Below are 12,108 nucleotides of genomic sequence, written 5' to 3'. Positions count from 1 at the left end.
ACGATGGATTGCGCCTTCTGGAGCGCGTCCCGAAGGGTTGGCGCGAAGCGCCAACGCAAAGAGCCATTCGTGTTGAGAACGACCTCATGCAAACCAATCTGAGCGAAGCGGCGAAAAAGCTGCCGCGCGCCGAAGAAGCCGAAAGCATCCTGCGCTCCTGCGTGCATTGCGGCTTCTGCAATGCCACCTGCCCGACCTACCAGCTGCTCGGCGACGAGCTGGACGGCCCGCGCGGGCGCATCTACCTGATGAAGCAGATGTTCGAAGGCGGCGAGGTGACCGAAAGCACCCAGCTGCATCTGGACCGCTGCCTGACCTGCCGCAACTGCGAGACCACCTGCCCGTCGGGGGTGAAGTACCACAACCTGCTGGACATCGGCCGTGACTTCATCGAGCAGCAGGTGCAGCGCCCGTTGGGCGAGCGCATCGTTCGCGGTGGCCTGCGCACGGTGATCCCGCGTCCGGGCCTGTTCAAGGCATTGCTGGGGGCCGGCAATGCGCTGAAGCCGCTGATGCCGGCCTCGCTCAAGGACCACCTGCCGCGCGAGATCCGCCCGGCCAAGCCGCGCCCGCAGGTGATGCACAGCCGTCGCGTGCTGATGCTCGAAGGTTGCGTGCAGCCGAGCCTGTCGCCGAGCACCAACGCCGCCGCCGCGCGCGTGCTCGACCGCCTGGGCATCAGCGTCAGTCCGGCGCGCGAAGCCGGTTGTTGCGGCGCGGTGGATTACCACCTCAACGCGCAGGATGCCGGCCTGGACCGCGCACGGCGCAACATCGACGCCTGGTGGCCGGCCATCGAAGCCGGTGCCGAAGCCATCGTGCAGACCGCCAGCGGCTGCGGTGCCTTCGTCAAGGAATACGGTCATCTGCTCAAGGATGACCCGGCCTACGCCGCCAAGGCCGCGCGGGTCAGCGAGCTGGCCAAGGACCTGGTCGAAGTGCTGCGCAGCGCCGAGCTGGAAAAGCTCAATGTGCGCGCCGACAAGCGCATGGCCTTCCACTGCCCGTGCACCCTGCAGCACGCACAGAAGCTCGGCGGCGCGGTCGAAGACGTGCTCACCCGTCTGGGCTACCAGCTCACCGCGGTGCCGGATGCGCACCTGTGCTGCGGCTCGGCCGGCAGCTATTCGATCACCCAGCCGGAGATTTCCCACCAGCTGCGTGACAACAAGCTCAACGCGCTGGAGAGCGGCAAGCCGGAAGTGATCGTCACCGCCAACATCGGTTGCCAGACCCACCTCGACGGTGCCGGCCGCACGCCGGTCAAGCACTGGATCGAAGTGGTCGAGGAATCGATGCAGTAGCAATGCCTCATGGTTCGGTCGCCCACCTAGGGTGGCCAACGAACAACCGAAATACGAAGACAGGAGAATCGAGATGAAAAGCAAAGCCGTACTGAGCCAGACCGAAGTCGCCACCATCCTCGCCGCTGCCCGCGCCGAAGCGCAGGCCAACGGCTGGGCCGTGACCATCGTCGTCGCCGACGACGGCGGCCATCCGCTGGCGCTGGAGCGTCTGGACGGCTGCGCGCCGATCGCCTCCTACATCGCCACCGAGAAGGCCCGCAGCTCGGCCCTCGGTCGTCGTGAAACCAAGGGCTATGAAGACATGGTCAACGGCGGCCGCAGCGCTTTCCTTTCCGCGCCGGTGGTCTGCTCGCTGGAAGGCGGCGTGCCGGTAGTGGTTGACGGCCAGGTCATCGGTTCGGTTGGCGTCTCCGGCGTGACCGCCGCGCAGGACGCCCAGATTGCCAAGGCCGGCGTCGCCGCCCTGGCCAACTGAACAGACAAGGAGAACGACAGATGACCGAGCGTGTAACCCTGGGCCGCCTGCAAGTCGCGGCCAATCTGCAGCGTTTCATTGAAGACGAAGTTCTGCCGGGCACCGGTATCGAAGCCGCCGCCTTCTGGCAGGGCCTGGACGCCCTGGTCCACGACCTGGCGCCGAAGAACCGTGAACTGCTCGCCGAGCGCGACCGTATGCAGGTCGAGCTGGACACATGGCACAAGGCCAACCCGGGTCCGATCAAAGACATGGTCGCCTACCGCGCCTTCCTCGAATCCATCGGCTACCTGCTGCCGGTGCCGGGCGAGGTGAAGATCGAGACCGCCAACGTCGACAGCGAGATCGCCACCCAGGCCGGCCCGCAGCTGGTGGTGCCGATCATGAACGCGCGCTATGCGCTGAACGCCGCCAACGCCCGCTGGGGCTCGCTGTACGACGCGCTCTACGGCACCGACGCCATCTCCGAAGAGGGCGGCGCGCAGAAGGGCCCGGGCTACAACGAAGTCCGTGGCGCCAAGGTCATCGCCTATGCACGCAACTTCCTCGATCAGGCCGCACCGCTGGCCGAAGGCAGCCACGCCGACGCCACCGCCTACCGCGTGCAGGACGGCCAGCTGAAGGTCACCCTGGAGAACGGCAGCGTCACCGGGCTGGCCCAGCCTGAGAAGTTCGTCGGCTTCCAGGGCGAAGCGGTCGAGCCGAAGGCCGTACTGCTGAAGAACAACGGCCTGCACGTCGAAATCCAGATCGATCCGAACAGCCCGATCGGCCAGACCGATGCCGCTGGCGTTAAGGACCTGCTGGTCGAGTCCGCCGTTTCCACCATCCTCGACTGCGAAGACTCGGTTGCTGCGGTGGATGCCGATGATAAGGTGCTGGCCTACCGCAACTGGCTGGGCATCGTGCAGGGCACCCTGAGCGAGGAAGTCGCCAAGGGCAGCTCGAGCTTCGTCCGCCGCCTGAACCCGGACCGCGAATACAGCGCACCCAACGGCGGCGAGCTGAAGCTGCATGGTCGTTCGCTGCTGTTCATCCGCAACGTCGGTCACCTGATGACCAACCCGGCGATCCTGCTGGAAGACGGCCGTGAAATCCCCGAAGGCATCATGGATGGCGTGTTCACCAGCCTGATCGCCAAGCATGATCTGGCGCGCAAGGGCAACTCGCGCACCGGCAGCGTCTACATCGTCAAGCCGAAGATGCACGGACCGAAGGAAGTCGCCTTCGCCGACGAGCTGTTCGGTCGTGTCGAAGACCTGATCGGTGTGCCGCGCTACACCCTGAAGATGGGCATCATGGACGAGGAGCGCCGCACCAGCGCCAACCTCAAGGCCTGTATCGCCGCGGCCAAGCACCGCGTGGCGTTCATCAACACCGGTTTCCTCGACCGTACCGGCGACGAGATGCATACCTGCATGGAAGCCGGCCCGGTGCTGCGCAAGGGTGACATGAAGTCCACCCCGTGGATCCAGTCCTACGAGCGCAACAACGTGCTGGTCGGCCTGGCCTGCGGCCTGCGCGGCAAGGCGCAGATCGGCAAGGGCATGTGGGCCATGCCGGACCTGATGGCAGCCATGCTCGAGCAGAAGATCGGCCATCCGAAATCCGGCGCCAACACCGCCTGGGTACCTTCGCCGACCGGCGCCACCCTGCATGCGCTGCACTACCACCAGGTGAACGTGCAGGCCGTGCAGAGCGAGCTGGAAAAGGTCGACCTGGCCGCCGAGCGCGAGCAGCTGCTCAACGATCTGCTGACCATCCCGGTAGTCGCCGAAGACAAGTGGAGCGCTGAGGAGAAGCAGCAGGAGCTGGACAATAACTGCCAGGGCATCCTCGGCTACGTGGTGCGTTGGGTCGAGCAGGGCGTCGGTTGCTCCAAGGTGCCGGACATCCACAACGTCGGCCTGATGGAAGACCGCGCCACCCTGCGTATCTCCAGCCAGCACGTGGCCAACTGGCTGCACCATGGTGTGGTGACCCGCGAGCAGGTGCAGGAAACCCTGGAGCGCATGGCCAAGGTGGTCGACCAGCAGAATGCTGGCGATCCGCTCTATCGCGCCATGTCCAGCGACTACACTCAGTCGGCGGCCTTCCAGGCAGCCTGTGATCTGGTGTTCAAGGGGCGCGAGCAACCGGCCGGTTACACCGAGCCACTGCTGCACGCGTGGCGCCAGCGTTTCAAGGCGAGCCAGGCCTGACAGCGGCAGCAAGCCGCGCGTTGCCGGAGGCCGGCGCGCGCGGTGCAGGACAGCAGCCCCAGGCGCCGATTGGCGTCCGGGGCTTTCGAGCATGAGCGGCACGGTTTCGGCCGGGCCGTCGGGAAGCGCACCGCGTGGGGGCGTTTCATGCGAGGCACCGGGCATGCCCGGACACAATAGAAGCGGTTCACAACAAAAAACGCAGGGACCCAACAAATGAGTCAAACACTACTGTCCATACTGGCCTTCGTGCCGCTGGTGCTGGCGGGCGTGCTGCTGATCGGCTTTCGCTGGCCGGCCAAGTACGCCATGCCGCTGGTTTTCGTCCTCACTGCGCTGATCGGTCTGCTGGCCTGGGACATGACCCTCAACCGGGTCATCGCTTCCACCTTGCAGGGTTTGATCCTCACCGCGGCGATCCTCTGGATCATCTTCGGTGCGATCCTGCTGCTCAACACGCTGAAACATTCCGGGGGGATCAGTTCGATTCGGCGTGGCTTCTCCAATGTCAGTCCTGACCGTCGCGTTCAAGTGCTGATCGTCGCCTGGCTGTTCGGTTGCTTCATCGAGGGTGCCTCGGGCTTCGGCACGCCGGCGGCGGTGGCGGCACCGCTGATGGTCGCGCTGGGCTTCCCGGCGCTGGCGGCAGTGGTCATGGGGATGATGGTGCAGTCCACGCCGGTGTCCTTCGGGGCGGTCGGTACGCCGATTCTGGTTGGCGTCGGTGCGGGTCTGGACAAGACCGGCATCAGCGAGCAGCTGGCTGCGGTGGGCAGTAACTGGGAGGTGTTCTTCCACCTGATCTTCTCGCGGGTGGCGATCATCCACGCACTGTGCGGGATTCTGATGCCGCTGATCATGGTCAGCATCATGACCCGCTATTTCGGTCGCAACAAATCCTGGACCGAAGGTCTGGCGGTTGCGCCGTTCGCCGTGTTCACCGGTCTGGCCTTTGTCATTCCGTACGCCGCGGCCGGTGTTTTCCTCGGTCCGGAGTTCCCGTCGATGATCGGTGCGCTGGTCGGTCTGGCCATCGTCGTACCGGCGGCCAAGGCAGGCTTCCTGCTGCCCAAGGACACCTGGGATTTCGCTCCGGCGAAGGAATGGCCGTCCGAGTGGATGGGCAAGATCGAGATGAAGATCGAGGACGTGGCCGGCAAGACACCGATCTCCGTGCCGATGGCTTGGGCGCCGTACCTGGTGCTTGCCGGGCTGCTGGTCGCATCGCGGGTGTTCCCTGACTTCAAGGCGCTGCTGATGTCGTTCAGCTTCGGCTGGAAGGATATCCTCGGCGAAACCGGCGTTTCCGGTACGCTGGAGCCGCTGTACCTGCCGGGCGGGATTCTCTGCATCGTGGTGCTGATCACCTTCTTCCTGCATCGCATGAAGGCGCAGGAGCTGGGGGCGGCGATCTCCGAGTCGAGCAAGACCCTGCTCGGCGCTGGCTTCGTGCTGATCTTCACCATTCCGATGGTGCGGATCCTGATCAACTCCGGCGTCAATGGCTCCGACCTGGTGTCCATGCCGGTGGCGATGGCGCAACTGGTGGCCAACAGCGTGGGCGGTGTCTATCCGTTCTTCGCTCCGGCAGTCGGCGGGCTGGGTGCCTTCATTGCCGGTTCCAACACCGTGTCCAACCTGATGCTGTCGCAGTTCCAGTTCAACACCGCAGGCCTGCTGGGTCTGTCCGGTGCACTGATGGTGGCGCTACAGTCGGTGGGCGCGGCGGCGGGCAACATGATCGCCATTCACAACGTGGTGGCGGCTTCGGCCACGGTAGGCCTGCTCGGTCGCGAAGGGATCACCCTGCGCAAGACCATGCTGCCGACCCTGTACTACCTCATCCTGGCCGGCACCATCGGCCTGATCGGGTTCTACGTGATGGGTATCAGCGATCCGCTGGTAGGTGCCGCAGGCTAAGCCTGACGGTATAGCGACGGGCGGCCTAGGCCGCCCGTTTTCATTTGTAGGTTTGGTGCGGCGTGCCGTTCTGGTATAGCGTGCGTCGCAGTCGAATGAGCATCGAGGTTAGCGATGAAGAAATGGCAATGTGTGGTATGCGGCTACATCTATGACGAAGCGCTGGGTGTGCCGGAAGAGGGCATTGCGCCCGGCACGGCCTGGGAAGATGTGCCGGAAGACTGGGTTTGCCCTGACTGCGGCGTCGGCAAGATGGACTTCGAAATGATCGCCATCGGCTGAAGCCGTTTCCCCAACCATCCATACGAGGACATGACGTGAGTGCACCTGTAGTCATCATCGGTACCGGCCTGGCCGGCTACAACCTGGCCCGGGAATTCCGCAAGCTGGACACCCAGACGCCGCTGTTGCTGATTACCGCCGATGACGGGCGCTCCTACTCCAAACCGCTGCTGTCGACCGGTTTTGCCGCGAACAAGAACGCCGAAAGCCTGGGCATGGCCACCGCAGGTGCCATGGCCGAGCAGCTCAACGCCGAGATTCGCACCCATACCCGCGTCACCCACCTCGATCCGGCGAATCAACGCGTGTGGATCGGCAACGAGCCGGTGCCCTACCGCGACCTGGTGCTGGCCTGGGGGGCGCAGACGATTCAGGTGCCGGTCGCAGGCGATGCGGTCGACGCAATCTTCCCGATCAACGACCTGCACGATTATGGCCGCTTCCGCGCAGCGGTCGCTGGCAAGCGCCGCGTGCTGATCCTCGGTGCCGGGCTGATCGGCTGTGAATTTGCCAACGACCTGCTGCTGGGTAATCACGAAGTGGATCTGGTCGCGCCAAGCGAACAGGTCATGCCCGGTCTGCTGCCGCCCGAAGCGGCCCAGGCTGTAAAAAACGGCCTGGAGGGCATCGGTGCGCGCTTCCACTTGGGGGGCACGCTGCAGCGCCTCGAGCGTGGTGACGATGGGCTGCAGGCGACGCTTTCCGATGGGCGCCGGCTGACGTGCGATCTGGTGGTCAGTGCTGTCGGCCTGCGTCCGCGCACCGAGCTGGCAGCAGAGGCAGGACTCGAGGTCAAGCGCGGTATCGTTGTCGATCGCCTTCTGCAGACCTCGGCGGAACACGTCTACGCGCTGGGCGACTGCGCCGAAGTGGAGGGGCTGAACCTGCTCTACGTGATGCCACTGATGGCTGGGGCGCGGGCCTTGGCTAAAACGCTGTTTGGCAATCCTACCTTTGTCAGTTATGGCCCCATGCCGGTCACCGTGAAGACACCAGCATGCCCGGTAGTGGTCTCGTTGCCGGCGGTTGGGAGTGCCGGCAACTGGACCGTAGAGGCCCAAGGAAATGCCGTAAAAGCGCTCTATCTCGGCGCTTCCGGACAGCTGCTCGGCTATGCGCTGACTGGAGCAGCGGTGCAGGAGCGCCTGGCGCTGAACAAGCAGCTGCCGCCGGTGCTGGCGGAACTACCGCAAATTCTGTCGCTAAAGTCCCCCAGTTGAGCCTGCGGGGCGTTCGGAGGGACTGGCGCAGGTGCTAGCGCCGTGCCATTCTCCAGAAGTCTGCCCCAGCCTAGAGCTGTTGCAGCGCCTTTAGCGCTGTTCTTGTGAACAGTACGGACACAACAACAAAAACGTCTCAGAGGCTCCCAATGCGTAAACCGGAACTCGCCGCAGCCATTGCCGAGAAGGCCGATCTGTCCAAGGACCAGGCCAATCGCGTACTCAACGCCGTGCTGGATGAAATCACCAATGCACTGAACCGCAAGGACAGTGTGACCCTGGTTGGTTTCGGCACCTTCGTTCAGCGCCACCGCGGTGCCCGCACCGGGAAAAACCCGCAAACCGGGCAGCCGGTGACCATCAAGGCCAGCAACACCGTGGCCTTCAAGCCCGGCAAGATGCTCAAAGACGCCGTCAACTGACGCTGCGCCGCCCCGGAGCCAGCGGGCTCCGGGTCAACCTGACTGTCCGGTCCGTCTCGGACCCATTCGTACCCATCCTTTCCCCCGCCGACCAAGCCACTACAATGCGGCCTTTTCTCGTACCGGTCGGGACCTCACCATGAAATTCCGTTTTCTGCTTTGGATGCTGGGCCGCCTGATGGCCAAGGCCAGCCGCACCAATCCCGAGTTCCAGCAGCAGCTGGGCGACAAGGACCTGAGCTTTCAACTGCATACCCTGGACGGCAAGGTCGCCCGGCACTTCGTGGTCAAAGACCAGCGCGTCACCAGCAAGCGCGGCCCGGCGAGCGAGCCGGCGTTCTCGCTGGGGTTCAAGGATGCCACCTATGGTTTCGCCACCATGACGGCGAAGAACAAGCAGCTGGCGTTCATGCAGGGGATCCAGAACAAGGACATCCAGATCCAGGGGAATCCGGCGCTGGTGATGTGGTTTCAGGGGCTGACCAAGTACCTGAAGCCTCGTAAGAAGAAGTGATCCTGCCGCGTCACCTTCTCATGTCTGGCCAAGAACCGTAGGGTGGAAAACCGCGTAGGGCGTCCATGCCTGAGCGGATCAGCTTTGACTTGGTCGTCACTCAGATTTAAGTTCGCTGAATGCATGAGTTGACTTGTGGTGTGGATTGAATCGTGACATTGGCTAGTATTTTTGCGGTTTTGCGTGGCATTGTGTCGACTTAATTGTTGAGCGGGTTGGAGATTTTCAACATGTCAAATTTCACTCATCACGACTTGGCTCTCCTCAATCCAGCCTTCGACTCACCACTTGTCGATGTCTTGAATGAGCTGGAGCACTTACGCCGCTACAGGCTGGCGGGCACGACTCCAGCAAGCCTTTTCTTCCAGCTCAAGAACGTTTTCCACATCCTGGAAAGCCTCGGATCTGCCCGCATTGAAGGCAACCACACAACCCTCGCTGATTACGTGGAAAGCAAGATGGAGGGAGATGACACGGCTACCGATCAACTGCGGGAAATCTCCAACATCGAGAGAGCCATGAGCTTCATCGAGCAGCATTTCAAGGAAGGAGACGACGTCAGCCTCCATCTCATTCGAGAATTGCACGCCATTACTGTAGGGGGGCTCGACAGAGAGGGAGACCGGACTCCCGGTCAGCTCAGGACGACCCAGGTTCGCATTGCGCAATCGGAGCACCTCCCGCCGGACGCCGTGCAAGTTGGTGGGTACATGGATGAGTTGGTGGCGTTCATCAATGCGCGCGATCCGCAGAAGTACCACCTCATGAAAGTGGCGCTCGCGCACCACCGATTCGGATGGATTCACCCGTTCACCAATGGCAATGGGCGGGTGGTTCGTTTGTTGACGTACCTGATGCTCATTAAGTACGGATTCGATGTCTCCGCCGGCGGTCGACTGCTGAACCCCACTGCAGTGTTCTGCAATGATCGTGAGCGTTACTACGAGATGCTGGGCGAGGCTGATCGCGGTACACAGCAAGGCCTGGAACAGTGGTGTATCTACGTACTCCAAGGCATCCTCACAGAGCTAAGCAAGCTCGATCGGCTGTGTGACTATGGCTACCTTAAAGCCAGAATCCTGCAGCCGGCACTCGCCTTCTCTCGCGAGAGAGAACACATCACCGGCCAGGAGCACTCAATTCTTCGTCGACTTCTGGACACTGACAGCGGCGTGGCGAAGTCTGGAGACCTAGCGGATGCGATGCCGGACCTGAACGGGCCGCAGCGGACCTATCAAATCAAGAAGCTGGTGGACAGACGAATGCTGGTCCCGATTCAGCCCAACTCCCGTCAGTACACACTGGGCTTCACAAACAACTACCTACTTCGGGGAGTCATTCGTACGTTGACGGCCGAAGGCTTTATTCCTGAGCCTGTCGTAGCAGCACGGCCATAAGTGGCTCCTGCTAAGGTTAGCTGCTTGATTCTCTTGGTGCGGTGAGCCCTAGGAGTCTGCCCCCTCCCGCCACACCCTCGCCTCATCCTTCAACCAATCCCGAAACGCCACCAGCCCCGCCGACTCCACCTTGCGCTCCGGAATCATCAGGTAATACGCCCGCGTCTCGCTGCGGTAGGCCTGCGGATGCGCCAGCACCAGCCGCCCGTCGGCCAGTTCCCGCTGGATCAGGAACGGCGGGATCAGCGCTACTCCCATGCCATGCTCGGCCGCCTGCGCCAGCATGGAGAACAGCTCCAGCCGCGGACCGGTCATGTCGCGGGCGACTTTCAACCCCAGCGAATCGAACCACTGCCGCCAGGCGTAGGGTCGGGTGGTCTGCTGCAGCAGCGGCATGTCCGCCAGCGTCTGCGCCGTAAACGGCTGACCGTCGTGCAGCAAGGCGGGGCTGCAGACGGGCTGCAGGTCCTCGGGCATCAGGTAGTGCGCCTCGGTACCGGACCAGTCGGCGTCGCCGAAGTAGATGGCGGCGTCGAACTCGGTATCGGCAAACAGAAAGGGCCGGGTGCGGTTGGTCAGGTTCACCGTGATTTCCGGATGCAGCGCCTGGAAATGCCTGAGGCGCGGCACCAGCCACTGGGTGCCTAAGGTCGGCACCACGGCCAGCTCAAGGCTCATCGCGCCCTGCTGGCCCATCACCGACAGTGTGTCGCGTTCCACCGCGTCCAGCTGCGCGGCGATGCGGCGGGCGTAGGACTGGCCGGCGGCGGTCAGCTTTACGCCGCGTCGCGAGCGGCGGAACAGCGCCAGGCCGAGAAATTCCTCCAGCCCGCCGATCTGCCGGCAGATGGCGCTCTGGGTCAGCGCCAGCTCGTCGGCCGCGCGGGTGAAGCTCTCGTGGCGGGCGGCGGCCTCGAAGGCGATCAGCGCGGCGGTGCTGGGAATCTTGCGGCGCATTATGCAAAGACCTCACGGGATAAGCCTGATAATCAGCAAAGAGCTTATCTCGGAGTGATCAAAGCGCACAGTTCGGTGCGAAATCCTCGTTTGCGACGCACCGTCGCTGCGCCTAGGATCAGCTTATCCCGCCCGCGTGACCGCGGTGCCGAAGACAACAAGAGGAGCCCCGAATGGCCGGCAAAGCAAGCTTCAACTGGATCGACCCGCTGCTGCTCGATCAGCAGCTGACCGAAGAAGAGCGCATGGTGCAGGGCAGCGCGGCGCAGTTCGCCGCCGACAAGCTGGCGCCGCGGGTGCTGGAAGCTTTCCGCCATGAACAGACCGATCCGGCGATCTTCCGCGAGATGGGCGAAACCGGCCTGCTCGGCGCGACCATTCCCGAAGCTTATGGCGGCAGCGGCCTGAACTACGTGTGCTACGGCCTGATCGCCCGCGAGGTGGAACGCATCGATTCCGGCTACCGCTCGATGATGAGCGTGCAGTCCTCGCTGGTGATGGTGCCGATCTTCGAGTTCGGCAACGAGGCGACCAAACAGAAGTACCTGCCCAAGCTCGCCAGCGGCGAATACATCGGCTGCTTCGGCCTCACCGAACCGAACCACGGTTCCGACCCAGGCAGCATGGTCACCCGAGCGAAGAAGGTCGACGGCGGCTATCGCCTGTCCGGCAGCAAGATGTGGATCACCAACAGCCCGATCGCCGATGTATTCGTGGTCTGGGCCAAGGACGACGCCGGCGAGATCCGCGGCTTCGTGCTGGAGAAGGGCTGGGAAGGGCTGTCTGCCCCGACGATCCACGGCAAGGTCGGCCTGCGCGCCTCGATCACTGGCGAGATCGTCATGGACAACGTGTTCTGCCCGGAAGAGAACGCCTTCCCCGACGTGCGCGGGCTGAAGGGGCCGTTCACCTGCCTGAACAGCGCCCGCTACGGCATCAGCTGGGGCGCGCTGGGTGCCGCCGAGTTCTGCTGGCACACCGCACGCCAGTACGTGCTCGACCGCCAGCAGTTCGGCCGGCCGCTGGCCGCCAACCAGCTGATTCAGAAGAAGCTCGCCGACATGCAGACTGAGATCACCCTGGCCCTGCAAGGCTGCTTGCGCCTCGGCCGAATGAAGGACGAGGGCAGCGCCGCGGTGGAGATCACCTCGATCATGAAGCGCAACAGCTGCGGCAAGGCGCTGGACGTGGCGCGCATGGCGCGCGACATGATGGGCGGCAATGGCATCAGCGACGAGTTCGGTGTGGCCCGGCACCTGGTCAACTTGGAGGTGGTGAACACCTACGAGGGCACCCACGATGTGCACGCGCTGATCCTCGGCCGCGCGCAGACCGGCATCCAGGCGTTCTTCTGACGCCGCCGTAGGGTGGATGACGCTCTCTTCATCCACCGTTTGGCCACGCACGGTGGAT

The 12,108-nt window shown here is 63.5% G+C and carries 11 protein-coding genes; 10 read left to right on the top strand and 1 reads right to left on the bottom strand.

The annotated features are described in order from the left end of the window. Positions 1-86: 86 nt before the first annotated feature. The 9 genes from glcF to UIB01_RS18970 all read left to right on the top strand — a co-directional run bounded on the left by glcF (position 87) and on the right by UIB01_RS18970 (position 9,738). Positions 87-1,304 carry a glycolate oxidase subunit GlcF gene (gene glcF, locus UIB01_RS19010; protein WP_014821828.1) on the top strand — a complete coding sequence of 406 codons (1,218 nt, stop codon included), beginning with the start codon at positions 87-89 and terminating at the stop codon, positions 1,302-1,304. 73 nt (positions 1,305-1,377) lie between these two features. Next, positions 1,378-1,782 (top strand): heme-binding protein, encoded by a 405-nt coding sequence (locus tag UIB01_RS19005; RefSeq protein ID WP_015278494.1) that lies wholly within the window; start codon positions 1,378-1,380, stop codon positions 1,780-1,782. A 20-nt stretch (positions 1,783-1,802) separates the two neighbouring features. Continuing rightward, entirely contained in the window at positions 1,803-3,983 is a 2,181-nt protein-coding gene (locus tag UIB01_RS19000; protein ID WP_038663926.1) for a malate synthase G, read from the top strand. A gap of 216 nt (positions 3,984-4,199) precedes the next feature. Beyond that, the gene (locus UIB01_RS18995; protein WP_038663923.1) at positions 4,200-5,903 is read left to right on the top strand and encodes an L-lactate permease; all 1,704 of its coding nucleotides are present in this window, start codon (positions 4,200-4,202) and stop codon (positions 5,901-5,903) included. Positions 5,904-6,017: 114 nt separating this feature from the next. After that, positions 6,018-6,185, top strand: coding sequence for a rubredoxin (rd, locus tag UIB01_RS18990; RefSeq protein ID WP_003283319.1), 168 nt, complete (start codon positions 6,018-6,020; stop codon positions 6,183-6,185). Between the two features lie 35 nt (positions 6,186-6,220). Continuing rightward, positions 6,221-7,405: an FAD-dependent oxidoreductase gene (locus UIB01_RS18985; RefSeq protein WP_038663920.1), complete on the top strand. Its 1,185-nt coding sequence runs from the start codon at positions 6,221-6,223 to the stop codon at positions 7,403-7,405. A gap of 149 nt (positions 7,406-7,554) precedes the next feature. Then, the gene (locus UIB01_RS18980; RefSeq protein ID WP_003283322.1) at positions 7,555-7,827 is read left to right on the top strand and encodes an HU family DNA-binding protein; all 273 of its coding nucleotides are present in this window, start codon (positions 7,555-7,557) and stop codon (positions 7,825-7,827) included. 139 nt (positions 7,828-7,966) lie between these two features. Continuing rightward, a complete protein-coding gene (locus tag UIB01_RS18975) occupies positions 7,967-8,341 on the top strand; it encodes an SCP2 sterol-binding domain-containing protein (protein WP_038663917.1) in 375 nt (124 codons plus the stop codon). Positions 8,342-8,571: 230 nt separating this feature from the next. Next, positions 8,572-9,738, top strand: coding sequence for a Fic family protein (locus tag UIB01_RS18970; protein ID WP_038663914.1), 1,167 nt, complete (start codon positions 8,572-8,574; stop codon positions 9,736-9,738). A 48-nt stretch (positions 9,739-9,786) separates the two neighbouring features. Here the strand turns inward: UIB01_RS18970 and UIB01_RS18965 are convergent, their stop codons facing one another. Further along, entirely contained in the window at positions 9,787-10,695 is a 909-nt protein-coding gene (locus tag UIB01_RS18965; RefSeq protein WP_038663911.1) for a LysR family transcriptional regulator, read from the bottom strand. Positions 10,696-10,868: 173 nt separating this feature from the next. On the opposite strand from UIB01_RS18965, the gene UIB01_RS18960 reads away from it, so the two are divergent. Next, positions 10,869-12,050 carry an acyl-CoA dehydrogenase gene (locus tag UIB01_RS18960; RefSeq protein ID WP_038663908.1) on the top strand — a complete coding sequence of 394 codons (1,182 nt, stop codon included), beginning with the start codon at positions 10,869-10,871 and terminating at the stop codon, positions 12,048-12,050. The last annotated feature ends 58 nt before the right edge of the window (positions 12,051-12,108 follow it).

It is taken from the genome of Stutzerimonas decontaminans (genome assembly GCF_000661915.1).
In the GTDB taxonomy this organism is placed as follows: Bacteria; Pseudomonadota; Gammaproteobacteria; order Pseudomonadales; family Pseudomonadaceae; genus Stutzerimonas; species Stutzerimonas decontaminans.
Note: the sequence above shows the minus strand (reverse complement) of the source record. Positions and strands in the feature narration are given on the sequence as shown.